We start from the raw sequence: 24,791 nt of genomic DNA, 5'->3' as shown, positions 1-24,791 counted from the left end.
CCGCACGCACGTCGAGCACGGGCGTCGGCAGGCGGTTGCCAGACGGCCGGTGACGACGCGGGGAATCGTGGTCACCGGCCGTCATCCGTCGCCCCCGCGTCCATCTGTGGTCCCCCCGTCGAAGCGGTCGGCCTCGCCCATCCGCACCAGGGCGATCATGGACCACACCGCCGTGATGACGAGCCACAGCAGCACCATCCCCCAGCGTCCCTGGGCCAGATAGCTGATCGTCATGACGACGGCGAACGACACCGCGAGGGCGAAGACAACCACCCGCAGCGGCTTCGGCCAGCGGTCGAACGACCGAACGATGTCGGAACGTCGGTCAGGGGGCCCATCGGTTGCCATGCGCCGACGCTACCCAGTCGACCACAGAATCACAGGAAGATCGCACGATCCACGCAGCCACTCCGCATACAGTTGCAGAATCTGCGATCTGAGCACATTCAGGCGGCCTCTCGCCGCATTGACCACGGCAAAGATGTCTGGTACAACTACAGACAGGTCATGAGTCCCAACGCCAAGCCCCGGCTCGTTGGGCGGCAACCCTCCACTCGCGGTGGGGTGCCCCGGGTGATGACCCGGCGGATGTGGCACCGCAGCCATCTCCGCAAGCGCGGGCCTGTCGACCGATGGGCCCAGTGACGCACAAAGGAGCGCTGCTGTGACCTGTTGTCGAATGCCCAACCGCTGAGTCCGCCCTCTAGACCAGCACGCCCGTCCCCGGGCCGAGTCTGCGTGACTCAGCCGGCGCCACCACGCCGCCTGTGAACCACCCTCGAACCCGCGCTCTCGCGCACCCACACCTGAAAACCCTTGGAGCACACCATGACCTGGTCCTTTGCCACCCGTCAGATCCACGCCGGCCAGACCCCGGACGCCGCCACCGGCGCCCGCGCGCTGCCGATCTACCAGACCACCTCGTTCGTCTTCGACAACGCGGACGTCGCCGCCGCACGGTTCAACCTCGAGGACCTCGGCCCGATCTACACCCGCATCGGCAACCCGACCACCGAGGTCGTGGAGGGGCGTCTCGCCGACCTTGAGGGAGGCGTGGGCGCCCTCATCGTGGCCAGCGGTCAGGCCGCCTCCACCTTCTCGATCCTCAATGTCGCCCAGGCCGGTGACCACCTGGTCGCCTCCCCCAGTCTGTATGGCGGCACGCAGAACCTGTTCTCCCAGACGCTGCCGCGGCTCGGCATCGACGTCACCTTCGTCGAGGACCCGACCGACCCCGAGTCCTGGCGTGCCGCCTCGAACGAGCGCACCCGCGCCTTCTTCGGTGAGAGCATCGCCAACCCCAGTGGCCTCGTCCTGGACATCCGCGCGATCGCTGATGTGGCCCACGAGGTCGGGGTGCCGCTGATCATCGACAACACCATCGCCACGCCCTACCTCACCCGCCCGATCGAGCACGGGGCCGACGTCGTGGTGCACTCCGCGACCAAGTATCTCGGCGGCCACGGCACCGCCATCGGTGGCGTCATCGTCGACAGCGGCAACTTCGACTACGCCCAGCACCCGGAGAAGTTCCCGCACTTCAATGAGCCGGACGAGGGCTATCACGGCCTCACCTTCGGCAAGGACCTGGGCGTCGGCAACGAGATCTTCGGCGGTGTCAACCTCTCCTACATCCTGCGCGCCCGCGTCACCCTGCTGCGTGACATCGGCGCCGCGATCTCGCCGTTCAACTCCTTCCTCATCGCCCAGGGCGTGGAGACACTGTCCCTGCGCGTCGAGCGGCACGTGGAGAACGCCAAGAAGGTCGCCAACTGGCTGCTGGACCAGGAGCAGGTCGTCTCGGTGAGCTATGCCGGGCTGCCGGGTCACCCGTCCTACGAGCTGGCTCAGAAGTATCTACCCGAGGGCGCCGGTGCGGTGCTCGCCTTCGAGATTGCCGGTGGACTCGAGGCCGGCAAGGCCTTCGTCTCCGCGCTGGAGCTGCACTCCAACGTCGCCAACATCGGTGACGTGCGCTCGCTGGTGATCCACCCGGCCTCCACCACCCACCGCCAGCTCAACGAGCAGGCACTGGCGGCGGCCGGCGTCACCCCCGGCCTGGTGCGCCTGGCCGTGGGCCTGGAGCACATCGACGACATCATCGCCGACCTGGAGACGGGTTTCCGGGCCGCCAAGGGTCTCTGAGCAGGAGCTCTGACCAGCGCGATGACCACAGACACTGTCCGGTCCGGCAGCCGACGGCACACGCTCCCCGTCGGTGACCTGCTCCTGGAGTCCGGAGAGAACCTGCCCGGCGTGCGAATGGCCTACGAGACGTGGGGACGGCTCAACGAGGCCAGGGACAACGCCGTGCTGGTGCTCCACGCACTCACGGGAGACTCCCACGTGGAGGGTCCTGCCGGACCGGACAGTCCGACACCTGGGTGGTGGCCCGGGTTGATCGGTCCGGGGAGGGTGCTGGACACCGACCGCTATTTCGTCATCGCACCGAACGTGCTCGGCGGATCTCGCGGGAGCACCGGCCCCTCCTCGCCCGGCCCGGACGGTCGACCCTGGGGCTCGCTTTTCCCCCGACTGACCGTCCGGGACCAGGTCCGCGCCGAGGCGCTGCTCGCTGACCGGCTCAGCATCCACACCTTTGCTGCCGTGATTGGTGGGTCCATGGGTGGGATGCGCGCCCTGGAGTGGGCGGTCACCTTCCCGGGCAGGGTCAGACGCTGCCTGCCGATCGCCACCTCTGCGATCGCGTCGGCCGACCAGATCGCCTGGGCCACACCGCAATTGTTTGCCATCACCCAGGACCCGAACTACCACCGCGGCGACTACTACCCAGGTCCCGGGCCGCGGCAGGGACTGGAAGTCGCCCGGCAGATCGCGCACGCGACCTATCGCAGCGCGCACGAGCTGCAGGACCGGTTCGAGAACAGGCCGCAAGACGGTGAGGACACGCTGACCGGCGGCCGATTCGCCGTGCAGTCCTACCTCGAGCACCACGGCCAGAAGCTGGCCCGGCGCTTCGACGCCAACAGCTATGTCGCCCTGACCGAGGTGATGAACCGGCACGACGTCGGGCGTGAGCGCGGTGGAGTGGAGGCGGCCCTGCGCCGGATCACCGCAGACCTCACGGTCGTGGTGGTCGACAGCGACCGACTGTTCACCCCGGCCGAGGGTGAGCAGATCGCACAGTCACCGGCCTGCCGGGGTCTGGTGACGGTGCACTCCCCCTATGGCCACGACGCCTTCCTGATCGAGACCGATCAGGTGTTTGCCGCGATCGACGACGCCCTGCAGGACCGGCCCGTGGGGACGTCCGCGCCGGCGCGACCTGTCGAGTCGCACCCGGACCGGACCGCCACGACAGGACCTGCGACCAACGGCGCCCTGGCACCCGATTCGGGGTCAGAGCACCGGGCCGAGGTGCGCCCCGCTGTGCCGTTCGGCGCCCCCGGACTGCCGCCCGTGCTCAACGGGACGGGTCTCTGGTAGGCGGCCACTCCGCATACGAGATCTGGCAGTTCCGTGGCACGTTATCCACAGGCAGGCGTGTGACACCTGTGTGACGCGCCGCTATCGTTGCATCATGGCTATCGTGAACGTCAGGATCTCCGGTGCGGCCGAGCGTGCCCTGCAGCAACTGACGGCCGACGGCACCAGCACGTCGGACGCCGTGCGGCAGGCACTGCTGGACGCGGTCGCGCTCCGCCGCCGCCGTGCGATGCTCGACGACGCCCGGCTGGCCATGGCCGACCCCGCAGATCGTGCGGCGATCAAGGCAACGATGCAGGAGTGGGCCGATGTTGATCCGTGGTGACGTCTTCGAGGTGACCGGACCGCGCCGGCCGACCGGGCACGAGCAGCGCGGCCCTCGACTCGGGGTGGTCGTGCAGTCCGACGATCTCCCCCTGTCGACCGTGCTGCTGGCACCCACCTCACGATCGGCCCCACCGCGGTTCTTCCGTCCGCTCGTCAAAGTGGCGGGCGAGGCGACGTGCGTCCTGGTCGAGCAGCTCCGGACCGTCGACGTCAGCAGGCTGGGGCGGATCATGGGCCACCTGGACCCGGACGACCGCGAGGCCGTGGACAACGCCCTGGAGCTGGTGCTCGCCCTCGACCTGCGTCGTTGACCGCGTCAGTCGGTGCCGAACTCCATGGCCGCGTTGTCCAGCGCCTCCTCGGAGCCGTTGGTCGGCACGCCGCCCCGCGAGGCGATCCGGTCCGCTCCACCTGCCTCCAGTGAGCCGAGCAGGATGCCGTTCTCCACCAGGAGCTGTCCCTCGTCCAGCGGCTGCGAGGCATACAGCTCGAGCTTGCTGCGCGAGTCGGCGATGTCCAGGTTGCGCATCGTCAACTGACCGATCCGGTCGTGCGGGCCGAAGACGGCGTTGTCGGTCCGCTCCATCGACAACTTGTCCGGGTGATAGGAGAAGGCTGGGCCATCGGTCGCCAGGATCGTGTAGTCCTCGCCGCGCCGCAGCCGCACCGTGACCTCGCCGGTCACCAGGGAGGCCACCCAGCGCTGGATCGCCTCGCGCGCCATCAGGGCCTGCGGCTCGAGCCAGCGGCCCTCATAGAGCAACCGGCCCAGCCGGCGCCCCTCGAGGTGATAGTGCTCAATGGTGTCCTCGTTGTGGATCGCATTGAGCAGCCGCTCATAGGTCAGGAACAGCAGCGCCATGCCGGGCGCCTCGTAGATGCCGCGGGACTTGGCCTCGATGATCCGGTTCTCGATCTGGTCGGACATGCCCAGCCCGTGCCGGCCGCCGATGGTGTTGACCTCGTCGACCAACGCGACCGGGTCGTCATAGCGCACGCCGTTGATGGAGACGGGGCGGCCCCGCTCGAACCCGATGGTGACGTCCTCAGTCTCGATCTCGACGGCCGGGTCCCAGAACTTCACGCCCATGATCGGCTCGACCGTCTCGAGGGAGACGTCGAGGTGCTCCAGGGTCTTGGCCTCGTGGGTCGCACCCCAGATGTTGGCGTCGGTGGAGTAGGCCTTCTCCTGCGAGTCGCGATAGGGCAGGTTGTGCTCGGTGAGCCACTGGCTCATCTCGGCGCGGCCTCCCAGCTCCTCGACGAAGTCGGCGTCGAGCCAGGGCTTGTAGATCCGCAGGTCTGGGTTGGCGAGCAGTCCGTAGCGGTAGAACCGCTCGATGTCGTTGCCCTTGAAAGTCGACCCGTCGCCCCAGATGTTGACGCCATCCTGGTGCATCGCCTGGACGAGCATCGTGCCGGTCACCGCCCGGCCCAGCGGTGTCGTGTTGAAGTAGGGGCGACCACCGGAGCGCACGTGGAAGGCGCCGCACGCCAGGGCCGCGAAGCCCTCCTCGACCAGTGGGAGCTTGCAGTCAACGTGGCGCGCGAGCTCGGCGCCATACTCCATCGCACGACCGGGGACCGACTCAATGTCCGGCTCGTCATATTGCCCGATGTCGGCGGTGTAGGTGCAGGGCACCGAGCCCTTGTCACGCATCCAGGCGACGGCCACGGAGGTGTCGAGACCTCCGGAGAAGGCGATGCCGACGCGCTCGCCGACGGGAAGACTGGTCATCACTTTGCTCACGACTGTGAGTGTATACGTTCGACCGCATAACTATACAAATCGCGCTCAGGGCGCAACCCCCTCGCGCAGCGCCATCCCCAGCGGACTGCCCATGCGAGCTGCGGGCGTGCCTGCCCACACGGTCAGGCCGGGGACCCGAGCACTCCCCGCCAACGACCCCAGCATCGGCCGGAGCGGGCCAGCCACCCCGAGTCCTCGCCCGAGCAGATCGCGCTCCTGCACCCCGTCACAGATCCAGCGCAGGAACCTCAGCGTGTCTGGCACCGTGTAGCCCTCGATCCACTCGCGTCGCTCGAAGGCCTGCCACTCCTCGTGGGTCAGCACGCGCCGCACAATGGGCAGGCCAGCCCGCTCCTCGTGCTCGAGGTGCGCCACCAGCGGTGGCTCCAAGGCGTCCAAGGCCGCCAGGACGTCCCGCGGGTGCGCCCGGCCCGCAACAAGTCCGCGCGAGGCCTCCTCAAGCTGGAGCATCGGTCCGTCGATGGCCTCGTGCTCGCGCTCCATCTCCTCCAGCACCGCCCAGCTGTCCGGGTCTCGCTCCAGCAGCAGGGGCCACAAGCCGTGATCCTCCCCCTCGTGGTGCCAGCGGAGCTGAGTCATCATCCACAACAGGTGTCGCCCCAGGCGCCGACGACGACGCACGCTCAGCCCGCCAGGGGCGCCCAGGAGCGCTCGCGCTCTGGCGAGGTCCCGGCGCAGAGCCGCGTGGAACAGGGCCATGGTGACCGGGTCGGCAGTCGTCATTTTCATCCTCCAGCTCGACGTCTTCCACGCTCACGTGGACTCGAGCCCCAGTCGACCGCATGCCTCACTCATCACGCAAACCGATTGATCGAATGATTATGATCGAGAATTATGATCGATGTGATGAAGCTCGAGGCCTTCGTGGCCGTCGCGGAGGAAGAGTCATTCGGTGGCGCCGCTGATCGGGTCCGTGTCGCGCAGTCGACCATCAGCTCCCGCATCAAGGAGCTCGAGGCGCACCTCGGGCAACCACTCTTCATCCGGAGCAGCCGTCAAGTGCGCCTCTCAGCCGCAGGCGAGGCGGCACTCCCCGCCGCTCGTGCCGCGCTCAACGCCCTCACGGCAGTCAGCGCGGCCGTGGACGATGTCGCGGGCATCCGACGGGGAAGGGTCCGCCTTGGCCTGGTGAGCGGTGCCGACGTGCCCGAGTTGGGCTCCACGCTGGCAGCGTTTGCTGCCGACCACCCGGGCATTGAACTGGCCATCACCTCAGCCTCAACCGAGGCGCTCGACCGGGCCGTGGCAGAAGGCAGCGTGGACATCGCCCTCGTGGTGCGGGCCAGCCCCAGCCCGTTGCCCTGGCAGGAGTTGCTGCGCGACCCGTTGACGGTCGTCGGTCTGCCAGGTGCGCCCGGTCGTGCTCCACTCAGCGCCCTCGTTGAGCATCCCCTGATCGTGCTGGACGCCGGGGCCGGCGCCCGCGCGGCGCTCGAGGCCGCGGCCCGGAGGTCTGCGGTGCACCTCACCGTGGGCGTGGACGTGTCATCCCCGGGACTGGCGCACGACCTCTATCGTCACGGGATGGGCCTGTTGGTCGTGCCGCAGAGCCTTGCGCCCGCACCCGGCGCGGTGCTGGTCGAGACGAGCGGGGCCGAGATCGAGGTCCGAGTCGGGCTGACCAGTCAGCCCGGCGCGCACACCCCCGCCTCCGCCCTTCTGCTGGATCGACTCGTGTCAGGCATCCACCTCGGCACTCCCACCTGAGTCCGGCGGTGGTGGCACCGTGGCGCTCGTGGTGGTGCTGATTCGGCGCTGCCGATCTGGGGCCCTGGCACCCGACACGCCGCAACGATGACTGCACCGTGCACGACACGCCGGGGCTGGTGCACGACACGCGCGCGGTTGGGGCGCAGCCGGGGCTGGTGCACGACACGCGCGCGGTTGGGGCGCAGCCGGGGCCGGTGCACGACACGCGGACGGTTGGGGCGCAGCCGGGGCCGGTGCACGACACGCGGACGGTTGGGGCGCAGCCGGGGCCGGTGCACGACACGCGGACGGTTGGGGCGCAACTGGGGCTGGTGCACGACACGCGGGCGGTAGGGGCGCAACTGGGGCTGGTGCGCCTACTGCGTCGGCTCGTCCGGGCGCTCGGGCTCAGCAACGGGGCCCGGACCGGTCGGCATGCTGCCGAGCTCGGGCTCTTGTGAGGCCCCGCCGTCAGGCGGGCCGACCCCTCGGCGACGTGCCGACTTGGTGGACTCCTCGGCCTCCTTGGCGGCGCCGGCAGCCTCGGCCCGTGCCCGGCGCAGCGCCTCGGCCGGGTCCTCCAGCTCGATCTCGTCGACCTGCGCGTCGTCGTCCTCAGCGCCATAACCGACCACCGGCGGGTCATCCAGCGAGCCGGCGCCCGACGTGGGCTGGGAGCCGAGGGCAGCGCCGATCCCCTGCAGCGCCTGAGTGAGCTCGGTCGGGACGATCCACATCTTGTTGGACTCGCCCTGGGCGATCTGGGGAAGCATCTGGAGATACTGATAGGCCAGCAGCTTGGAGTCCGGGTTGCCCTTGTGGATCGCGTCGAAGACCCGCAGGATCGCCCGCGATTCACCCTGCGCCTCCAGGATCGCCGCCTGGGCGGTGCCCTCGGCACGCAGGATCTGGGCCTGCTTCTCACCCTCCGCCGTGAGGATCTGCGACTGCTTGACACCCTCGGCGTTGAGGATCGTGGCGCGCCGGTCCCGCTCGGCACGCATCTGCTTCTCCATCGAGTCCTGCACGCTGGCCGGCGGGTCGATCGCCTTGAGCTCGACGCGGTTGACGCGGATCCCCCAGCGCCCGGTCGCATCGTCCAGCACCCCACGGAGTTGGCCGTTGATCTGGTCGCGGCTGGTCAGCGTCTGCTCGAGGTCGAGGCTGCCGATGACGTTGCGCAGCGTGGTGACGGTGAGCTGCTCGATGCCCTGGATGTAGTTGGCGATCTCATAGGTCGCGGCCTTGGGATCGGTCGGCTGGAAGTAGATGACGGTGTCGATGCTGACCACCAGGTTGTCGCTGGTGATCACCGGCTGCGGCGGGAAGGAGACGACCTGCTCGCGCAGATCGACCGTGGCGCGGACCTTGTCGATGAAGGGGACCAAGAAGTGCAGCCCGGCGTCCAGCGTGCGGCTGTAGCGTCCGAGGCGCTGCACGATCACCGCTGTGGCCTGGGGGACGATCCGGATCGCCCGACTGATCGCGACCGCCGTGAAGACGACGAGCAGCGCCAGGACGATCCACAGGGCAATCGTGGCGGGTTCGGGCATGGTGGCCTCCTGGCTCGTTCGGCTATCTCGGGGTGGTGTCCTGAGTCGGGTCGTCCGGTTGGGTCGGGTTGGTGTCCTGGGTCAGCTTGGTGTCCTGGGCCGGGTCATCCTGGGGCATCTGGCCGTATGCCGTGGGGCCGGCTTGGAGGGGCCCGACCACCGCGGTGGCGCCCTCGATCCGCAGGACGTGAACACTCTCATCGACGGCCAGCACGGTGCCGGGCTCGGTCCGCGCCGTCCACTCCTCGCCGGTCAGCTTCACCAGCCCGCTGCGGTCGGTGACCTCCTGCAGGACAACGGCAGTGCGTCCTGTCAGGGCGTCGGCGTTGGTGCGCGCTCCCTCACCAGCGGGCTTGATCTTGCGCAGGGCGATCGGGCGCAGCACAGCCAACAGGAGTGCGGCCACGGCCACGAAGGTGAGCGCCTGCACGGTCACGCTCTGGTCGAGGCCTGCTGCCACGGCAGCGGCCACCGCAGCGACAGCGAGCATGAAGAAGACCAGATCGAGCGAGGCGATCTCGACCAGCCCGAGGACGAGGGCCCCCGCAACCCACCAGAGCCACTGCGTCTCCTTGAGCCACTCCATTGGGCCACCTCCCTCTGGGCTCAGTCTAGTCCGCTGACCTGCCGGGACCCGCCGGACGCGCGGTCGAGTCGCGCACGATGAGCTCCGCACGGGCCCTGCGGCGCCTGGGTCGCTTGGCCTGGGGAGAGAGCGCGAGCTGCAGCGCCTGCCGCCCCATGTCACCCATCGGCAGCCGCACCGTCGTCAGGCCCGGAGCCAGATCCTGCGCCACCGCGACGTCGTCGAAGCCGGTCACCGAGACCTGTCCGGGCACACTGATCCCCCGGTCCCGCAGCACCGACAGCACCCCGATGGCCATGTCGTCGTTGAGGGCGATGATCGCCGTGACGTCGGGTGCCTGCTCCAAGAGCTCAGCAGCGGCCACCTTGCCGCCCTCCCGGGTGAACACCCCCTCCACGACCGGCGTGCTCGCCAGATCCAGGCCCACCTCCTGCAGGGCCCGCCCCATGCCACCGAGCCGGTCATGGATGGTGGTCAGGGACCGTGAACCGGTGATGATGCCGATCCGACGATGCCCCAGCCCCACGACATGCTCGACGACCGCATAGCCGCCCGCGTCGTTGTCCGGCTGGACGGTGTCGACGGCCAGGTGGTGGCGACCGATCACGGCCACGCGGCCACCGTCGGCCAGATAGGAACGCAGCGTGCCGGTGACCTTCGCCCGCACGCCCCCATCGACGAACCCCGAGCCGGCCACGATGATCGCCCCGACCCCGTTCGCGATCAGGGTGCGGATCTGGGTGAGCTCTGCCTCGGGGTCACGACCGCTGTGACAGATCTGCACGGTCAGCCCCTCTGCTGCCGCAACACCCAGGACCCCGCTGGCGATCTCGGCGAAATAGGGGTCACCGATCTCGTGCACCACCAGGCCGACCACCGAGGTCGGGCCGCCCGCCAGGGTCCGCGCGTGCAGGTTTGCGACATAGCCCAGCCGGTCGGCGACCTCACGGACTCGCTCGGCCATGTACTCGCTGACACCCTGTGCGCCGGACAGCGCCCTGGAGGCCGTGGCGATCGAGACGCCGGCCTCCTGGGCCACATCGGTCAGCCGGGGACGTCGAGCAGCACCACGCCCCCGAGGGGTGCCAGCTGCCATCCGGCCTCCTTAGGTTCGCCGCGGTCACTGGACGACAGCTTCTCGCCCATATCTCTTGCCCAGATCGTAGGCCATGACCTACAGTTCACGTAAGCGGTTACGTAAGCGCTTACGTTCAAGGAGGAACGACGCATGATCACCAGCACACGCACCACCCGGAGCATCCGCAGCTGGGTTGCCGTCATGGCAGCCGGTGGGCTCCTCACCCTGGCCGGTTGCGGCATCGACGACCCCTCAGAGCCCGGTGACGCTGACGCCGGCTCGGACAGCACGGGCGGCGGTGGGGCTGATGAGGAAGCAATCCAGATCGGCATCTCGCTCCCCCTCACCGGAGACTTCTCCGAGCCCGGCAAGGGCGTCCAGCGCGGCTACGAGGCCTGGGCCTCCTATGTCAACGACAACGGCGGCCTGCTGGGGCGGGACGTCGAGCTCACCATCCTCGACGACCAGTCCAACGCCGACCGGGTGGCCAGCGACTACGAGAAGCTCATCAACCAGGACGGTGTCGACCTGGTCTTCGGGCCGTTCTCCACCCGACTGGTCGTGCCTGCGGCCCAGGTGGCCCTGGACTACGGCTTCCTGTTCGTGGAGCCAGCGGGCGCTGCCGAGGACGTCTTCACCCAGGGGTTCACCAACCTCTTCTATGCCGCACCCGCGGTCGCCCAGGACCACTACAACTACCTGGCCGACTACATCGAGGCCATGCCGGAGGCCGAGCGACCGCAGACCGCGGCCTACGCCGCCATGGACGACCCCTTCGCCCAGGGCACCGCCTACGGCCTGAAGGAGCGGCTCGAGGCGATGGGCGTCGAGACCGTCGTCGATGAGGTCTATCCGCCCAACACCACCGACTTCTCCTCGATCGCGGCCAAGATCGAGAGCAGCGACGCCGACATCCTGGTGGGCGGCTCGCAATACCAGGACGCCGTCAACCTGATCATCGCCCTCCAGCAGCTCGGCTATCAGCCCGACCTGGCCGCGTTCTCGACGGCGCCGACCAACCCCGAGTTTGCGGCCGCGATCGGCGACAAGACCGAGGGCATCCTCTCGCCCACCGGCTACACGCCCGAGGCGACCTACCCGACCAACGCCGAGTTCGTCGAATACTTCAACGCCGAGCACGGCTCCGAGCCGACCGAGGACGAGGCCAACGCCTGGACGACCGGTCAGGTCGTCGCGGCGGCCGTCGAGGGTGTCGGCTGTGCCGACCCAACGCCCGAGTGCCAGGGGCAGCTCATCGACTGGCTGCGCAACAACGAGGTCGACACCGTGGTCGGGCCGCTGACCTGGGACGCCGAGGGGCGGCCCCAGGGTGCGCACCTGATCCAGCAGTACGTCGACGGGGAGATCACCATCGTGCTGCCCGACGACGCCAAGGAGGCTGACTTCATCTACCCGAAGCCGGAGTGGTGATGGATCTCTTCATCCAGAGCCTCGTCCTCGGCATCCTGCTGGGCGGTCTCTACGCCCTCCTGGCGGCCGGGCTCACGCTCTACTTCGGCGTGATGCGGGTCGTCATGATCGCCCACTCGGCGTTCCTGATCCTCGCGGCCTATCTCGCCTGGTGGTTCACCACCAACACCGGCCTGGATCCGCTGCTCTCACTGGTCGTCACGGTGCCACTGTTCTTTGTCGTCGGGGTCTTCGTGCAGCGGGTGCTGATCGCCCGCCTGAAGCCGGCGACGCTGACCATGATGTCGGTGCTGCTGACCTTCGCGATCGCGCTGACGATCGAGGGCCTGCTGGGCTTCGTCTTCAGCGGGACCCAGCGCCGCATCCAGCTGCCCTACTCGGGGGCCAGCTTCGAGGTCTTCGGTGCCCGCATCGCGGTCGTGAAACTGATCGCCTTCGCGCTGGCCGCGGTGGCCCTCGCCGCGCTCTACTTCGTGCTCAAGGCGACCCGCTTCGGGCAGTCCCTGCGAGCCACCATCCAGAACAGTGAGGCGGCTGCCCTCGTCGGCATCGACACCAAGAAGGTCGCTGGCTATGGCTTCGGGATCGGCCTGGCCACCGCCGCCGTCGGCGGCACGGCCCTGGCCCTCGACGCCACGATCTATCCCTCGCTGCACTGGCACTGGATCGGCCCACTCATGGCGATCATCGTCGTGGGCGGACTCGGCAGCGTGCCCGGCGCTGCCGCAGCGGCCATGGTGCTGGGCGTGAGCCAGTCGCTGCTGCAGATCCCGATGGGCACGACCTGGGCACAGACCATCTTCTACATCGTGCTGTTCGCGACCCTCGTGTTCCGGCCGCACGGATTCTTCGGAGGTCGCCTTGCGCAACGCTTCTGACACCGCCCCAACCACCGACACAGGGGCACCGACCGTGCTGCGGGTGATCCGCGGCATACAGATCCTTGCCGTGGTCGGTGCCGTGGTGGGCGTGCTCGTCTTCCCGCTCACCGGACCCGGCCCGTTCATCATGTCGGTCGGCGTGGTCATCCTCAGCTATGCCTGCATGGCGACCGGCTGGAACTTCGTGGGCGGGTTCACCGGCTACATCTCCCTCGGCCATGCGGCCTTCACCGGCCTTGGTGGGTATGCCGTGGGGCTGCTCATCCTGCGCGCGGAGGTCTCGCCGTGGCTGGCTCTGGTGCTGGCCGCCGTCATCGTGGCCGTCCTCTCCATCCCGATCGGCTTCGCCTCCCTCCGGGTGCGCGGAGCGTCCTTCGTCATCATGTCGCTGGCGCTGGTGCTGATCATGCTGCTGGTCTTCCAGAGCTGGTCGGACGTGACCGGCGGCTCCAACGGGATGCGCGTGCCGCGGCCGTTCGGCCCGGAGGTGCTCCGCCCCGAGCAGCACGAGCGGTTCTACTACCTGCACGTCGCACTGCTGGTGATCATGCTGCTGGCCTGGTGGGCGATCGACCGGTCCCGCTTCGGCGCTGGCCTCAAGGCCATCCGGGAGGACGAGGACAAGGCGCAGAGCCTGGGGATCCCGACCTTCAACTACAAGCTCGCCGTCTATGTCATCTCTGCGTTCTTCACGGCCATGGCCGGCGGGCTGTATGCCTTGTGGTTCGGCTTCCTGGACCCGATCTTCCAGTTCTCCATCCTGACCGGTTCCTACATGGTGCTGATGTCACTGCTGGGAGGCATCCGGTCGCTGTTCGGCCCCGCGCTCGGCGCGGCGATCGTCGGCTATGCGATCGAGTTCTTCAAGGCGCAATACGGCGACACCCAGTTCCACCTGGTCGCTCTCGGCCTGCTGCTCGGCCTGGTGGTGCTGTTCATGCCCGAGGGGATCCTGCCCTCGCTCAACCGCCTGCTCGACCGGCTGCGGCCCAGCGCCACCAGCATCCGCGAGGAGTCCGCCGAGGACCTGGCCACCAAGAGCGCCGTCCTGGTCGGCGACAAGGAGGGAACGCCATGAGCACCGACAACCCGAGCACCCAGAGGACCGGCGCCGAGCAGCACGAGGTCGGGCTGTCCGTCCGCGACCTGTCCAAGTCTTTCGGTGGCGTCCGCGCGGTCGTCGGCGCCTCGGTCGACTTCCACCACGGCCGGATCAACGCCCTGATCGGCCCGAACGGCTCGGGCAAGACGACCTTCTTCAACTGCGTCACCGGCATGATCCGGGCCGACGCGGGCACCGTGACCTATCGGGGCAAGGACATCACCGGCAAGGCCCCGCACCGCGTGGCCCATGCCGGGATCGGCCGCAGCTTCCAGGTGTGCCGGATCTTCCCGCGGATGTCGGTGCTGGACAACGTCCTGGCAGGGGTCCGCCCCAGCGGGTTGGTCGCCCTGATGGGCTCTGGCCGCCGCGCGAGCGATGTGGACAAGGCGCGAGCCCTGCTCGCCAGGGTCGGCATCGATCACCTGGAGGGCGCCGAGGCCGGCGACATCTCCTACGGCCAGCAGAAACTGCTTGAGCTGGCCGGGGTCCTGATGACCGACCCCGAGACGATCATGCTCGACGAGCCCGCGGGCGGAGTGAACCCCGCGCTGATCGAGCGGATCAGCACCCTGATCACCGAGCTCAACGCCGAGGGCCGCACCTTCATCGTCGTCGAGCACAACATGGAGCTGGTCATGCGGCTCAGCGACCACGTCATCGTCTTCGACCGCGGGGCTCAGATCGCCGCCGGTCCCCCGTCCACGGTCCAGAGCGACCCTGCTGTCCTGGAGGCCTACCTTGGCGTCTGACCACCTGCTCGAGCTCACCGACATCGAGGCTGGCTATGGCCGGGCCGCGCTCGTCCTGCGCGGCCTCACTGTCCAGGTCCCGCCCGCCCAGATCGTCTGTCTCGTCGGCCCGAACGGCGCGGGCAAGTCCACCGTGCTCAAGGTCGCCAGCGGCATGCTCGTGCCGCGCAGCGGTCGCATCATCGTGGACGGCGCTGACGTCACCGGTCAGGGACCCCAACAGCTGCTGCGGGCCGGGCTGTCCCACGTCCTGCAGGGCCACAGCGTCTTTAAGGAGATGACGGTCGGGGAGAACGTCAAACTCGGTGCCTTCTCGGTGCGCGACGCACAGCACACTGCCGAGCGCCTCGACTTCGTCAAGACGTTGTTCCCGCTCGTGGCCGACCGCTGGGACGCCCTCGCGGGAGCCCTGTCCGGAGGACAGCAGAAGCAGGTGGAGTTTGCCCGCTCCCTGATGGTCGACCCCAAGGTGGTGCTGCTCGACGAGCCGTCCATGGGGCTGGATCCCAAGGCGACGGCGATCATCTTCGAGCAGGTGGTCCGCATGCGCGATGCCGGCACCGCCGTCCTGCTGGTCGAGCAGAACGCCCGCCGCGCCCTGGAGTCGGCGGATGTGGGCCTCGTGCTCGACCTCGGCCGGGTCCACATCAGCGGCCCCGCCCGACAACTCCTCGACGACCCCAAGCTGGGCGAGCTCTATCTCGGCGGCCGCCCCCGCACCTCCACCCCGGAAGGACAGCCCTCATGAGCACCCACACCGTCCGCATCCTGATGAACGGCGTGACCGGCCGCATGGGCTATCGCCAGCACCTGGTCCGCTCGATCCTGGCGATCCGCGATGACGGCGGCGTCGAGCTCCCCGACGGCGACCGGCTCCAGGTCGAGCCGGTGCTGCTGGGCCGCAACGAGGAGAAGCTCGCCACACTGGCACGGCAGCACGACATCGCGGAGTGGACCACGGACCTGACGGCAGCGCTGGCCGACGACACGGCGCCGATCTATTTCGATGCCGCGACCACTCAGGCCCGCAAGAGCGCCCTGCTGCAGGCCATCGCCGCCGGCAAGGACATCTACACCGAGAAGCCCATCGCCGAGTCCGTCACCGACGGCCTCGAGCTGGCCGATGCCGCTGACGCAGCCGGAGTGATGACCGGCGTCGTCCACGACAAGCTCTACCTCCCGGGCCTGCGCAAACTCAAGCGCGTCATCGACAGTGGCTTCTTCGGCCGCATCCTGTCGGTCCGCGGCGAGTTCGGCTACTGGGTCTTCGAGGGCGATGGCATCCCCACCCAGCGCCCGAGCTGGAACTATCGGACCGAGGACGGCGGCGGCATGGTCCTGGACATGTTCTGCCACTGGAACTACGTCATGGAGGGACTGTTCGGGGCGGTGGAGGCCGTCACGGCCAAGGCCGTCACGCACATCCCGCAGCGGTGGGACGAGCACGGCGAGCCCTACACCGCCACGGCTGACGACGCCGCCTACGGCATCTTCGAGCTCGAGGGCGGCATCATCGCCCAGATGAACTCCTCCTGGGCCGTCCGGGTCGAGCGCAAGGAGCTCGTGGAGTTCCAGGTCGACGGCACCCACGGGTCGGCCGTCGCCGGGCTGTTCGGCTGCCGGGTCCAGCCGAGGGTGCTCACTCCGCGGCCGGTGTGGGACCCGGACGTGCCGACCGCCGAGGACTTCCGCTCGCACTGGTCGGAGGTGCCGGACACCGAGACCTTCGGCAACGGCTTTCGCGCCCAGTGGGAGCAGTTCCTGATCGACCGGCACCAGGGGCGGCCGCACGCCTACAACTTCCGCTCCGGGGTGCGCGGTCTGCAGCTGGTCGAGGCCGGGCTGCGCTCCTCGGCCGAGGGCCGCCGCGTCGCGATGAAGGAGGTCATCCCGTGAGCACCACGGCGCGCGGCACGGTCAGCATCCCGACAACCGACGGCGCACGACGCACCATCGAGTTGCAGCCCGCCCGGGACTGGGCCACCCACCCCGAGGGCTTCCAGAGTCGGGTGGCGTTTGCCGCGGCCCACGTCGTCGCGGATCCGTTGCGAGACAACGGCCCCGGCCAGCCCGCGGCGATCGACTGGGACTCGACGCTGGCCTTCCGACAGCACCTTTTCGACCACGGTCTCGGGGTGGCTGAGGCGATGGACACGGCCCAGCGCAACATGGGGCTCGACTGGCCCGCGGTCCAGGAGCTGATCTCGCGCAGCGCCACGCAGGCTCAGGCCGCCGGGGCACGGATCGCGTCCGGTGCCGGCACCGACCACGTCACCGAGGCGGCCGACCTGGCCGCAGTGACCCGGGCGTATGCCGAGCAGGTCGCCTTTGTGGAGTCCACCGGGTCCCAGGTGATCGTGATGGCCAGCCGGCACCTCGCGCAGGTGGCAACCAGCGCCGAGGACTACCTGAGCGTCTATGACGAGATCCTCCGGCAGGTGAGCCGCCCGGTGATCCTGCACTGGCTGGGCACGATGTTCGACCCGCACCTGGAGGGCTACTGGGGGTCGACGGACATCGACACCGCCACCGCCACCTTCCTGGAGCTGGTCACCCGTCACGCCGACCGGGTGGACGGTGTGAAGGTCTCCCTGCTGTCGGCCGAGCACGAGGTCAGCCTGCGCGCCGCACTCCCGGACGGGGTGCGGCTCTACACCGGCGACGACTACAACTACCCGGAGCTGATCCGGGGCGACGGCACCCGCCACAGCGACGCCCTCCTTGGCGCCTTCGCGGCGATCGCCCCGGCGGCCTCCGCCGCCCTGGCCGCCCTCGACGCCGGTGACCACTCGGCATACGAGGCGGAGATGGCACCCACCCTCCCCCTGTCGCGGTTGGTGTTCGCCCCGCCGACGTGGTTCTACAAGACCGGGATTGCCTTCCTGTCCTGGCTCAGCGGACACCAACCCGGGTTCACGATGGTTGGCGGACTGCAGTCGGCGCGCCCGGTCCCGCACCTGGCCGAGGTCTTCGCCCTGGCCAACGACGCGCGGCTCTTCCCCGACCCGGACCTGGCCGCACACCGGCTCGGTCTGTGGCTGCAGGCCCAGGGAGCGGGGGCATGACCGCCCCGGCTGCCGCCGACCCACGCCTGCAGCGACTGTCCCTCAATCAGCGGACCTGCGCCAACTGGTCACTGCGGGAGGCGATCGACGGGTGCACGCGGGCTGGTCTGGACAGCATCGGCGTGTGGCGCGAGCCGGTCACCGAGGTCGGCCTGGACACCGCACGGCGCTGGATCGAGGACGCCGGGCTGCGGGTCTCATCCGTGTGCCGTGGTGGGTTCCTCACCGGCCCGGAGGGCGCCGACCGGCGGGCCGCGATCGACAGCAACCGCGCCGCGATCGAGGAGACCGCCGTCCTCCACGCGGACACCCTCGTCCTGGTCCCCGGAGGTCTGCCCGACGGAGACCGCGACCTGCCTGCCGCCCGCGGCCGCTTCCTGGACGGGATGGCCGAGATCGTGCCGCACGCCCAGGAGCACGGTGTGCTGCTGGCCATCGAGCCGATGCACCCGATCTTCGCGGCCGACCGTGGCGTGATCTCCACGCTGGCGCAGGCCCTCGACCTGGCCGAGCAGTTTCCCGCCGAGACCGTCGGCGTCGTGGTGGACACCTTCCATCTGTGGTGGGAGCCCGGTGTGCAGGCCCAGATCGCGCGCGCTGCGGGACGCATCGCGAGCTATCAGATCAGCGACTGGATCACCCCGCTGCCACCAGACGCGCTGCTCAGCCGAGGGATGATGGGCGAGGGTCACATCGACTTCGCCACGTTTACGCAGTGGGTCGCCGAGGCTGGCTACACCGGCGACATCGAGGTGGAGATCTTCAACGCCGATGTCTGGGCCACCCCGGGCGATGAGGTCGTCGCCACGATCATCGAGCGCTATCTGGAGCTGGTGCAGCCCTGGTCGGTTCCGACGCGCGCCTGAGCGCGCGGGCGGACAGCGCGGGTCAGCAACTCGGCTCCTCGTTGGGACGGGTGGTGTACCGTAAAGTGACTACATGTAGTCAGGAAGGTGATGTTGTGACAGTGAGTGAAGTCCCCCGCTCTCTCCGTCTTCCGGTGGAGGTCGACGAACGGCTCTCACGGCTGGCCGCTGCCACGGGCCGGTCAAAGAGCTACTACCTGCGCGAGTTGGTCACCGCTGGGATCGATGAACTGGAGTATGCCTACGGGCTGGTCACCCGAGCGGAGGCGATCCGCACCGACCAACGCGAAACCCGGCCCCTTGATGCCCTGATGTCCGAGATGGACATCAGCCGTGAGGAACTGGACGCAATGCCTGACCAGCCTGCATGACGTGGGTCGTCCGAACGGACCGTGACTTCGACCGGGCGTTGAAAAAGCTGGACCGGCAGATCGCCGCGCGAGTATTGAAGGCCCTCACTGCACTGGAGACGCTGGACGACCCAGCGAAACGGTGCAAGGCCCTCTCGGGTCCCTACACGGGCCTGTGGCGACTGAGGGTAGGCGACTACCGTGTGATTCTCGACATCCGGCGCGGAGAACTCGTCATCATCGCCCTCGACGTAGGCAATCGCAGCAGCGTCTACGACTGACGACCGCGCAGTCCCGCGGCTCAGGGCAGGTTGAGCTCGCGCAGCACGGCGGCGGCGATCCGCTTCGGTGTCGGCGCGACGTCGAACGTCGCACCCGGCTCATCTGCCCCGAGCGGCTCGAGCGTCGCCAGCTGCGAGTCGAGCAGCTCGAGCGGCATGAAGTGGTCATCGCGCCCGGCCATGCGCTGCCGGAGCAGGTCCTTCGTGCCTGTGAGGTGCACGAAGTAGGTGCCCTCCCCGCCCTCGCGCAGGACGTCGCGATAGGCCCGGCGCAACGCCGAGCACGAGATGATCGTTGAACGACCGGCCGCGGCGTGGTCGGCGGTCCACTCGGCGAGGGCACGCAGCCAGGGCCAACGGTCCTCATCCGTCAGGGGGACCCCTGAGGCCATCTTGTCGACGTTGGCCTGCGGGTGGAAGTCATCGCCCTCGGCGAACTCCCACCCGAGGGTCTTGTTGATCGCACGGGCCACCGTCGTCTTGCCCGCAGCCGACACCCCCATCACCACCAGGTGCCGGGGCGCGGGCGGATCGGTTGGCTGCTGATCGCTCACTGGTCCTCCTTGTTGATGAGCCCACGCTAGCGAGTCCCGCCAGGCTCCGTGCCCCCAGCCGACATGTCTGCCCCGTGCGCAGCCCGGGTGCCAGTAGGCTCGCCCACGCACCAGTTCTGTCCGCGCGCCTCGGCTCCGCGGCGCGCGATCCCCAAGGAGCAGCATGACCACCGTCCAGCCTGACCCGGACTTCGATGTCGTGATGCTCGGCACCGACATCGGGATCTACGCGCTCGCCCGTGCCTTCCACGAGCGCTATGGCATCGTGAGCACCGTCATCTCGCGGGTCGTCGCCGGCCCGATCAAGAACTCCAAGATCATCAACGTGATCGACCTTGGCGAGGCCGCGGGCCGCGCCGAGACCCTGGCCTCCCTTGAGGAGGAGGGGCGCAAGCGCAAGGCTGCCGGCCGGACCACGCTGCTGCTGGCCAATGCCGACACCTTCAGCCGGATGCTGTCCGAGCAGGCCGAGTGGTTGCGCCAGTGGTTCGTCGTGACGGCCGTGGACGGCTCGGTCCTAGACATCGCCGCCGACAAGGTCGAGTTCGCCCGGGTCTGCGAGGAGCTCGACATCCCGACCCCGCGCACTCTGGTGCAGGGCTTTGCCAACGCGGACGCCGACGACTGGACGCCGGACGAGGTGGACCTGACCTTCCCGGTCGTCGCCAAGCCCGCCGTCGGCGCGGCCTATGAGGGTCTGGTCTTCGAGGGCAAGCAGAAGATCTATCTCGTCGACAGCCCGGAGGAGTTGCGCACGATCCTGTTGCGCGTCAAGGGGGCCGGGTTCCGCGACCGCTTCGTGGTCCAGGAGCTGATCCCCGGCGACGACACCGCCATGCGCTCCATCACCGCCTATGTCGACTCCTCCGGTCAGGCGACCCTCTTGGCGACCGCTCAGGTCCTGCTCCAGGAGCACACCCCGCTGGCGATCGGCAACCCGGCCGCCATGGTCACCACACCGTTCCCGCAGCTCATGGAGCAGGCCGAGACCTTCCTGCGCCATGTCGGTTATCGCGGCTTCGCCAACTTCGACGTCAAGCTGGACCCCCGCGACGGCGTGATGAAATTCTTCGAGATGAACCCCCGCGTCGGGCGCAACAACTACTACGTCACGGCCGCCGGTGCGAATGTCGCGGAGTTCATCGTCACCGACCTCATCGAGAAGGCCAGCCACGACCAGGTCATCGTGCGCAACGAGATCCTCTACTCTGTGCTGCCCCAGCCGCTGCTGCGACGCTATCTCAGCGGCCCGGCCAAGGCCCTGCACCAGCGGGTCTCTGCCAAGGGCGTGCACCACCCGCTCGTCTATCGCGACACCCTGTGGCGCAAGGCCTACGTGGCGATGGCCAAGGCCAACTACGTCAAGAAATACCAGACCTACTATCCGAAGCCGACCGACTCCGGCTTCTGACGGACCTGGCTTCTGACGGACCTGGGCTGTGACGGGTCCGACCCTCACGCCAGGTCGACCCACTCGGTCTCGCCCACCACGGCCTCACCGGTGCCGCCGGTGAAGCGAGCCACGAGGTCGCTCACCTCCTGCTCGTTCCCCGCCGGGACAGCAAGATGCAGTATGACGAGGGTCGAGTAGTCCACGTCCGTCACCACAACGCCGCTGGCCCTCAGATCGTGCTCGATCCGGCCGGCGTCGGCGTGCCCCACCTCAAGGGTCACCCGCCGGCGGAGCTCACGAGCCTGCGGCTCGGCGTCCGCGAGAGCGGCTCGCACGGCGTCGCCGTAGGCGCGCACCAGGCCGCCGGTCCCCAGCAGCGTCCCGCCGAACCAACGGGTCACGACGGCCACCACATCGCTGAATCCACTGTGGGACAACACCTCCAGCATCGGCGCCCCGGCGGTCCCCGACGGCTCGCCGTCGTCGTTGGACCGGGTGAGAGCACCGTCGGGTCCCAGGACCCAGGCCGAGCAGTGGTGTCGGGCGTCCCAGTGCGTGGCACGCGCGGTCTCGATCACGCCCCTGGCCCCCGCCTCGTCAGCCACCCGCTCCAGACGGCACTCGAAGACGGATCGTTGCTCCTCGATGGAGGCAGTCACCGGTGCGTTGATCGTCCGGTATCCCGTCGTGGCCATGGGCGCAGGATATGCGCCTGCGTCACGGGCTACCATGAGCGGATGTCCACCCTCTTCCACCGAGGGCGGCGGCCAGGGGGTCGGACGGCGCTCGGCGCCCTCCTGATCGCCCTCTGGCTGACGCTCACGGCACTCCCGGCCTCGGCTCACGACTCGATCATTGACAGCGACCCGGCCGCCGATGAGGTGGTCACGACCGCTCCGGGTGAGCTCGTGCTGACCTTCTCCGGCGACATCTCCGAGCTGGGTGTGCAGTTCGTGGTCACAGGACCCGAGGGTCGCGACGTGGTCCAGGGCACGCCCACCGTGGACGGCATCACGGTGACCCAGGAGCTGGCGGACGAGCTCGTCAACGGCGACTACGAGGTCACCTGGCGCGTCACCTCCTCCGACGGGCACCCGATCTCGGGCACCATCCCGTTCACGCTCGAGGCAGCCGACGCCCCCTCGGATGAGCTGCCCACCACCGACGCCCCGACCGGTGAGAGCACCCCCACCCTGGAGCCGACGGCAACCGAGACGGCCCCGGCGGACGAGACTGAGAACGCGACCGAGAACGCGACGGAGACTGACGCTGGGGCCACCCCCGCTCCGACGACGGCGACCGAAGCGCCGGCGACCGATCCCGGGGACGACGCTGAGGCAAGTGCCGCGGCCGCCGAGACGGACGTGACCGAGCCCTCTGGCGGCATACCGGCGTGGGGCTGGTTGGTCGCGGCACTGGCCGCCGTCGGCCTCGTGGCCTGCGGATTCCTGGCGTTCCGTCGCAACTGAGCCGCTTGTCCGACCGCGCCCGCTGGCGCCTGATGAAGAATCCATCTCGCGGATCATGTAGATTGAGTCCTACGACAGACACATTCCCCGGACCGGCTCCGCGGTGTGGTGGCACGAGGGTGCCTCCGCGCAGGCGATGCTGTTCCGCACAACGCACAAGGGGGTCTCGCCATGGGGCGCGGCCGGGCCAAAGCAAAGCAGACCAAGGTCGCCCGGAGACTGAAGTACTACTCTCCGGACACTGACCTCAACGCACTCGCGCGCGAGTTGGGAGCAGACGGCAAACCCGTCACCGCTCGCGCCGACGAGTCCGTTGATGACGAGTCCGAGGAGGACGACGCCTACGACCGTTGGGCATCCTCCGAGAACTAACCGCACGACCGCCGAGTCCGGGACCTCCCGGTCACGGCGGATCTGTCCCCTGGGCCATCTGCTCGGTGGGTGAAGAGCAAGGGGATCCGGATGCCTGCCTGGCACGAGGCAAAGTGGGTCGACGACCCTGACGCGGGACCCCAGAAGAAGCGCCGTTTCCGGCTGGCTTGGGCCTGGCTGCTGCTCATCCCTGCAGCTCTGATGGTCCTTTCGGTGGCCCAGTCCAACAACTACTGGCAATACGACGACATGACCGTGTCGACGCTGCAGTGCCAGGAGCCGGTGGGTGAGAAGCCGCAGGGCGAAGAGCCGACGGGCGAGGAGCCGACGTGGGCTGACCTGGAGGCAGTTGGCTGCGCCCCTGCCGCCATCGGGGCCAAGGTCGCACTGACTGATGCCGGCCGCCACCCGGATGCGGATGTTGAGAGCGATGGCACGACCTGGACCTTTGAGCAGGTCCCGACCGCCTTCACCACCCTCGCCCTCGACGTGCAACTGCCCGAGGCAGCCGGTCGGGTGTTCCTCGTCAACCCCGAGACCTCCCCGCCCACCGTGCTCAACGAACTGTCCGCCAGCGACGTGGCCGACACCTTGTTCGCCGGCCCTGTCGGTGAGGTGAAGTCCACGTCGATTCAGGTGGTCGTCTCCCCGCCGCAGTGACCCCACCACGGTGACCCTGCCACTGCCCGTGCAGTGCAGCGCTGACCTGCCCGAGGGTCAGGAGGTGTGTGAGCCAGTGACCTGCACGGCGCCGCCGTCGACGCCCTTGGCGCCACGCACAATGTCCGCCCCGGTCTCGCCGGTGTCGGCCGCCACCTCGCCCAGCACCCACGCGGGCACGCCCAGCTCGACAGAACGCGCCACGGCCGCATCGGCCTGCTCTCCCGGGACCACAGCCACGAAACCGACGCCCATGTTGAGGGTGCGCTCCAGGTCGGCCTGCGGCACCGACCCCAGGTGCTGCACGAGCGAGAAGATCGCCGGCGGGGTCCAGCTCGAGCGGTCGACGGTCGCGAGCGCCCCAGTCGGCAGGACCCGTGCGAGGTTGGCCGCCAGCCCGCCACCGGTGACGTGCGAGAGCGCATGCACGTTGAGGCCCGGGGTGCGGATCAGATCGAGCAGCATCTTGGTGTAGATCCGGGTCGGCTCGAGGGCCTCGTCCCCAATCGTGCGCCCAAGCTCGTCGACGTGGCGGCCCCAGTCCCACCCTGCGGCAGCGATCACGCGCCGCACGAGGGAATAGCCGTTGGAGTGCAACCCCGACGAGGCCAGGGCCAGCACCACGTCTCCCTCGCGGACCCGTTGCGGACCCAGCACGTCGTCATACTCAACGACACCCGTGGCGGCCCCGGCCACGTCATACTCGTCCGGCGCCAGCAGGCCGGGGTGCTCAGCGGTCTCGCCGCCCACGAGGGCGACGCCGGCCAGCTCACAGCCCCGCGCGATGCCGGAGACGATGGCTGCGATGCGCTCCGGGACGACCTTGCCGCACGCGATGTAGTCGGTCATGAACAGCGGCTCTGCCCCGCTGACCACGATGTCGTCGACGACCATGCCGACCAGGTCGATGCCGATGGTGTCGTGCCGGTCCATCGCCTGCGCGATCGCGACCTTGGTGCCGACACCGTCGGTGCTGGTCGCCAGGATCGGGCGACTCATGCCACGCAGCGCGCTGGCGTCGAACAGTCCGGCGAAACCTCCGAGCCCGCCGACCACCTCGGGGCGCTGTGCCCGAGCCACCGACTCCTTCATCAGCTCGACAGCGCGGTCGCCGGCCTCGACGTCCACACCGGCTCCGGCATAGGTGATCGGCTCGCTCAACGG

Annotated in this window: 28 protein-coding genes and 1 riboswitch; of the genes, 19 read left to right on the top strand and 9 right to left on the bottom strand. The window is 68.9% G+C overall.

What is annotated here, in order from left to right:
* Positions 1-81: 81 nt before the first annotated feature.
* Positions 82-348, bottom strand: coding sequence for a hypothetical protein (locus tag NF556_RS02555; RefSeq protein ID WP_252593940.1), 267 nt, complete (start codon positions 346-348; stop codon positions 82-84).
* Between the two features lie 155 nt (positions 349-503).
* A riboswitch (SAM riboswitch) is annotated at positions 504-623 on the top strand.
* A gap of 205 nt (positions 624-828) precedes the next feature.
* On the opposite strand from NF556_RS02555, the gene NF556_RS02550 reads away from it, so the two are divergent.
* The 4 genes from NF556_RS02550 (at position 829) to NF556_RS02535 (ending at position 4,085) form a co-directional block, all read left to right on the top strand.
* A complete protein-coding gene (locus NF556_RS02550) occupies positions 829-2,145 on the top strand; it encodes a bifunctional o-acetylhomoserine/o-acetylserine sulfhydrylase (protein ID WP_252593939.1) in 1,317 nt (438 codons plus the stop codon).
* Positions 2,146-2,166: 21 nt separating this feature from the next.
* Positions 2,167-3,447, top strand: coding sequence for a homoserine O-acetyltransferase MetX (metX, locus tag NF556_RS02545; protein ID WP_252593938.1), 1,281 nt, complete (start codon positions 2,167-2,169; stop codon positions 3,445-3,447).
* A gap of 94 nt (positions 3,448-3,541) precedes the next feature.
* Positions 3,542-3,772: a hypothetical protein gene (locus NF556_RS02540; RefSeq protein WP_252593937.1), complete on the top strand. Its 231-nt coding sequence runs from the start codon at positions 3,542-3,544 to the stop codon at positions 3,770-3,772.
* The gene (locus tag NF556_RS02535; RefSeq protein ID WP_252593936.1) at positions 3,756-4,085 is read left to right on the top strand and encodes a type II toxin-antitoxin system PemK/MazF family toxin; all 330 of its coding nucleotides are present in this window, start codon (positions 3,756-3,758) and stop codon (positions 4,083-4,085) included. The genes NF556_RS02540 and NF556_RS02535 overlap by 17 nt, the downstream gene beginning before the upstream one ends.
* Positions 4,086-4,090: 5 nt before the next feature.
* Here the strand turns inward: NF556_RS02535 and argG are convergent, their stop codons facing one another.
* Together argG and NF556_RS02525 are read right to left on the bottom strand one after the other, a co-directional pair.
* A complete protein-coding gene (gene argG / locus NF556_RS02530; protein ID WP_252593935.1) occupies positions 4,091-5,524 on the bottom strand; it encodes an argininosuccinate synthase in 1,434 nt (477 codons plus the stop codon).
* A 45-nt stretch (positions 5,525-5,569) separates the two neighbouring features.
* Complete coding sequence (locus NF556_RS02525; protein WP_252593934.1) at positions 5,570-6,274, bottom strand: hemerythrin domain-containing protein; 705 nt, start codon at positions 6,272-6,274, stop codon at positions 5,570-5,572.
* Positions 6,275-6,379: 105 nt separating this feature from the next.
* Between NF556_RS02525 and NF556_RS02520 the strand changes: the two genes are divergently transcribed.
* Positions 6,380-7,252 carry a LysR family transcriptional regulator gene (locus NF556_RS02520; protein ID WP_252593933.1) on the top strand — a complete coding sequence of 291 codons (873 nt, stop codon included), beginning with the start codon at positions 6,380-6,382 and terminating at the stop codon, positions 7,250-7,252.
* Between the two features lie 359 nt (positions 7,253-7,611).
* Here the strand turns inward: NF556_RS02520 and NF556_RS02515 are convergent, their stop codons facing one another.
* From NF556_RS02515 to NF556_RS02505, 3 genes are read right to left on the bottom strand one after another with little or no spacing between them, the layout of a single operon-like run.
* Positions 7,612-8,787 carry an SPFH domain-containing protein gene (locus NF556_RS02515; protein ID WP_252593932.1) on the bottom strand — a complete coding sequence of 392 codons (1,176 nt, stop codon included), beginning with the start codon at positions 8,785-8,787 and terminating at the stop codon, positions 7,612-7,614.
* 22 nt (positions 8,788-8,809) lie between these two features.
* Entirely contained in the window at positions 8,810-9,373 is a 564-nt protein-coding gene (locus NF556_RS02510; protein ID WP_252593931.1) for an NfeD family protein, read from the bottom strand.
* A 25-nt stretch (positions 9,374-9,398) separates the two neighbouring features.
* Entirely contained in the window at positions 9,399-10,469 is a 1,071-nt protein-coding gene (locus tag NF556_RS02505) for a LacI family DNA-binding transcriptional regulator (protein WP_252593930.1), read from the bottom strand.
* Between the two features lie 132 nt (positions 10,470-10,601).
* Between NF556_RS02505 and NF556_RS02500 the strand changes: the two genes are divergently transcribed.
* The 10 genes from NF556_RS02500 to NF556_RS02455 all read left to right on the top strand — a co-directional run bounded on the left by NF556_RS02500 (position 10,602) and on the right by NF556_RS02455 (position 19,179).
* Complete coding sequence (locus NF556_RS02500; RefSeq protein WP_252593929.1) at positions 10,602-11,882, top strand: amino acid ABC transporter substrate-binding protein; 1,281 nt, start codon at positions 10,602-10,604, stop codon at positions 11,880-11,882.
* Complete coding sequence (locus NF556_RS02495; RefSeq protein WP_252593928.1) at positions 11,882-12,760, top strand: branched-chain amino acid ABC transporter permease; 879 nt, start codon at positions 11,882-11,884, stop codon at positions 12,758-12,760. Before NF556_RS02500 ends, NF556_RS02495 begins: the two co-directional genes overlap by 1 nt.
* Entirely contained in the window at positions 12,744-13,841 is a 1,098-nt protein-coding gene (locus tag NF556_RS02490; RefSeq protein WP_252593927.1) for a branched-chain amino acid ABC transporter permease, read from the top strand. The genes NF556_RS02495 and NF556_RS02490 overlap by 17 nt, the downstream gene beginning before the upstream one ends.
* On the top strand, positions 13,838-14,617 hold the full coding sequence (locus NF556_RS02485) for an ABC transporter ATP-binding protein (RefSeq protein WP_252593926.1): 780 nt from the start codon (positions 13,838-13,840) through the stop codon (positions 14,615-14,617). The genes NF556_RS02490 and NF556_RS02485 overlap by 4 nt, the downstream gene beginning before the upstream one ends.
* A complete protein-coding gene (locus tag NF556_RS02480) occupies positions 14,607-15,365 on the top strand; it encodes an ABC transporter ATP-binding protein (RefSeq protein ID WP_252593925.1) in 759 nt (252 codons plus the stop codon). Before NF556_RS02485 ends, NF556_RS02480 begins: the two co-directional genes overlap by 11 nt.
* Positions 15,362-16,513, top strand: coding sequence for a Gfo/Idh/MocA family protein (locus NF556_RS02475; protein ID WP_252593924.1), 1,152 nt, complete (start codon positions 15,362-15,364; stop codon positions 16,511-16,513). Before NF556_RS02480 ends, NF556_RS02475 begins: the two co-directional genes overlap by 4 nt.
* Positions 16,510-17,682 (top strand): dihydrodipicolinate synthase family protein, encoded by a 1,173-nt coding sequence (locus NF556_RS02470; protein ID WP_256829344.1) that lies wholly within the window; start codon positions 16,510-16,512, stop codon positions 17,680-17,682. Before NF556_RS02475 ends, NF556_RS02470 begins: the two co-directional genes overlap by 4 nt.
* On the top strand, positions 17,679-18,548 hold the full coding sequence (locus tag NF556_RS02465) for a sugar phosphate isomerase/epimerase family protein (protein WP_252593923.1): 870 nt from the start codon (positions 17,679-17,681) through the stop codon (positions 18,546-18,548). The genes NF556_RS02470 and NF556_RS02465 overlap by 4 nt, the downstream gene beginning before the upstream one ends.
* 95 nt (positions 18,549-18,643) lie before the next feature.
* Positions 18,644-18,919, top strand: a complete 276-nt coding sequence (gene relB / locus NF556_RS02460) for a type II toxin-antitoxin system RelB family antitoxin (protein WP_252593922.1) — start codon at positions 18,644-18,646, stop codon at positions 18,917-18,919.
* A complete protein-coding gene (locus NF556_RS02455; RefSeq protein WP_252593921.1) occupies positions 18,916-19,179 on the top strand; it encodes a type II toxin-antitoxin system RelE family toxin in 264 nt (87 codons plus the stop codon). Before relB ends, NF556_RS02455 begins: the two co-directional genes overlap by 4 nt.
* Before the next feature lie 20 nt (positions 19,180-19,199).
* Here NF556_RS02455 and NF556_RS02450 read toward each other — a convergent pair whose 3' ends face one another.
* On the bottom strand, positions 19,200-19,733 hold the full coding sequence (locus NF556_RS02450; RefSeq protein ID WP_345780136.1) for a gluconokinase: 534 nt from the start codon (positions 19,731-19,733) through the stop codon (positions 19,200-19,202).
* Between the two features lie 163 nt (positions 19,734-19,896).
* On the opposite strand from NF556_RS02450, the gene NF556_RS02445 reads away from it, so the two are divergent.
* Positions 19,897-21,144, top strand: coding sequence for a carboxylate--amine ligase (locus tag NF556_RS02445; protein WP_252593920.1), 1,248 nt, complete (start codon positions 19,897-19,899; stop codon positions 21,142-21,144).
* A 44-nt stretch (positions 21,145-21,188) separates the two neighbouring features.
* On the opposite strand, the gene NF556_RS02440 is transcribed toward NF556_RS02445, so the two are convergent.
* Positions 21,189-21,821, bottom strand: a complete 633-nt coding sequence (locus tag NF556_RS02440; protein ID WP_252593919.1) for an IMPACT family protein — start codon at positions 21,819-21,821, stop codon at positions 21,189-21,191.
* Between the two features lie 42 nt (positions 21,822-21,863).
* Here NF556_RS02440 and NF556_RS02435 point away from each other — a divergent pair, with 42 nt between their 5' ends.
* From NF556_RS02435 to NF556_RS02425, 3 genes are all read left to right on the top strand, one after another.
* Positions 21,864-22,595: a copper resistance CopC family protein gene (locus NF556_RS02435; RefSeq protein WP_252593918.1), complete on the top strand. Its 732-nt coding sequence runs from the start codon at positions 21,864-21,866 to the stop codon at positions 22,593-22,595.
* A 171-nt stretch (positions 22,596-22,766) separates the two neighbouring features.
* Positions 22,767-22,967 (top strand): DUF3073 domain-containing protein, encoded by a 201-nt coding sequence (locus NF556_RS02430; protein WP_252593917.1) that lies wholly within the window; start codon positions 22,767-22,769, stop codon positions 22,965-22,967.
* Between the two features lie 90 nt (positions 22,968-23,057).
* A complete protein-coding gene (locus tag NF556_RS02425; RefSeq protein WP_252593916.1) occupies positions 23,058-23,627 on the top strand; it encodes a hypothetical protein in 570 nt (189 codons plus the stop codon).
* Between the two features lie 57 nt (positions 23,628-23,684).
* Here the strand turns inward: NF556_RS02425 and purM are convergent, their stop codons facing one another.
* On the bottom strand, positions 23,685-24,788 hold the full coding sequence (gene purM, locus NF556_RS02420) for a phosphoribosylformylglycinamidine cyclo-ligase (RefSeq protein WP_252593915.1): 1,104 nt from the start codon (positions 24,786-24,788) through the stop codon (positions 23,685-23,687).
* Between the last annotated feature and the right edge of the window lie 3 nt (positions 24,789-24,791).

It is taken from the genome of Ornithinimicrobium faecis (assembly GCF_023923225.1).
Lineage (GTDB): Bacteria > Actinomycetota > Actinomycetes > Actinomycetales > Dermatophilaceae > Ornithinicoccus > Ornithinicoccus faecis.
The sequence above is the reverse complement of the archived record's forward strand: the minus strand, read 5'-3'. Positions and strand labels throughout refer to the sequence as shown.

What these genes read in the sequence shown, in the direction of transcription:
- NF556_RS02475 (WP_252593924.1), top strand. Translation starts at nt 15,362, where the DNA reads ATGAGCACCCACACCGTCCGCATCCTGATGAACGGCGTGACCGGCCGC.
- NF556_RS02555 (WP_252593940.1), bottom strand. Translation starts at nt 348, where the DNA reads ATGGCAACCGATGGGCCCCCTGACCGACGTTCCGACATCGTTCGGTCG.
- NF556_RS02495 (WP_252593928.1), top strand. Translation starts at nt 11,882, where the DNA reads ATGGATCTCTTCATCCAGAGCCTCGTCCTCGGCATCCTGCTGGGCGGT.
- NF556_RS02525 (WP_252593934.1), bottom strand. Translation starts at nt 6,274, where the DNA reads ATGAAAATGACGACTGCCGACCCGGTCACCATGGCCCTGTTCCACGCG.
- NF556_RS02430 (WP_252593917.1), top strand. Translation starts at nt 22,767, where the DNA reads ATGGGGCGCGGCCGGGCCAAAGCAAAGCAGACCAAGGTCGCCCGGAGA.
- NF556_RS02455 (WP_252593921.1), top strand. Translation starts at nt 18,916, where the DNA reads ATGACGTGGGTCGTCCGAACGGACCGTGACTTCGACCGGGCGTTGAAA.
- NF556_RS02435 (WP_252593918.1), top strand. Translation starts at nt 21,864, where the DNA reads ATGTCCACCCTCTTCCACCGAGGGCGGCGGCCAGGGGGTCGGACGGCG.
- NF556_RS02515 (WP_252593932.1), bottom strand. Translation starts at nt 8,787, where the DNA reads ATGCCCGAACCCGCCACGATTGCCCTGTGGATCGTCCTGGCGCTGCTC.
- NF556_RS02500 (WP_252593929.1), top strand. Translation starts at nt 10,602, where the DNA reads ATGATCACCAGCACACGCACCACCCGGAGCATCCGCAGCTGGGTTGCC.
- NF556_RS02425 (WP_252593916.1), top strand. Translation starts at nt 23,058, where the DNA reads ATGCCTGCCTGGCACGAGGCAAAGTGGGTCGACGACCCTGACGCGGGA.
- NF556_RS02520 (WP_252593933.1), top strand. Translation starts at nt 6,380, where the DNA reads ATGATCGATGTGATGAAGCTCGAGGCCTTCGTGGCCGTCGCGGAGGAA.
- NF556_RS02445 (WP_252593920.1), top strand. Translation starts at nt 19,897, where the DNA reads ATGACCACCGTCCAGCCTGACCCGGACTTCGATGTCGTGATGCTCGGC.
- NF556_RS02440 (WP_252593919.1), bottom strand. Translation starts at nt 21,821, where the DNA reads ATGGCCACGACGGGATACCGGACGATCAACGCACCGGTGACTGCCTCC.
- NF556_RS02535 (WP_252593936.1), top strand. Translation starts at nt 3,756, where the DNA reads ATGTTGATCCGTGGTGACGTCTTCGAGGTGACCGGACCGCGCCGGCCG.
- NF556_RS02485 (WP_252593926.1), top strand. Translation starts at nt 13,838, where the DNA reads ATGAGCACCGACAACCCGAGCACCCAGAGGACCGGCGCCGAGCAGCAC.
- metX (WP_252593938.1), top strand. Translation starts at nt 2,167, where the DNA reads ATGACCACAGACACTGTCCGGTCCGGCAGCCGACGGCACACGCTCCCC.
- NF556_RS02465 (WP_252593923.1), top strand. Translation starts at nt 17,679, where the DNA reads ATGACCGCCCCGGCTGCCGCCGACCCACGCCTGCAGCGACTGTCCCTC.
- NF556_RS02505 (WP_252593930.1), bottom strand. Translation starts at nt 10,469, where the DNA reads ATGGCAGCTGGCACCCCTCGGGGGCGTGGTGCTGCTCGACGTCCCCGG.
- NF556_RS02510 (WP_252593931.1), bottom strand. Translation starts at nt 9,373, where the DNA reads ATGGAGTGGCTCAAGGAGACGCAGTGGCTCTGGTGGGTTGCGGGGGCC.
- NF556_RS02550 (WP_252593939.1), top strand. Translation starts at nt 829, where the DNA reads ATGACCTGGTCCTTTGCCACCCGTCAGATCCACGCCGGCCAGACCCCG.
- NF556_RS02540 (WP_252593937.1), top strand. Translation starts at nt 3,542, where the DNA reads ATGGCTATCGTGAACGTCAGGATCTCCGGTGCGGCCGAGCGTGCCCTG.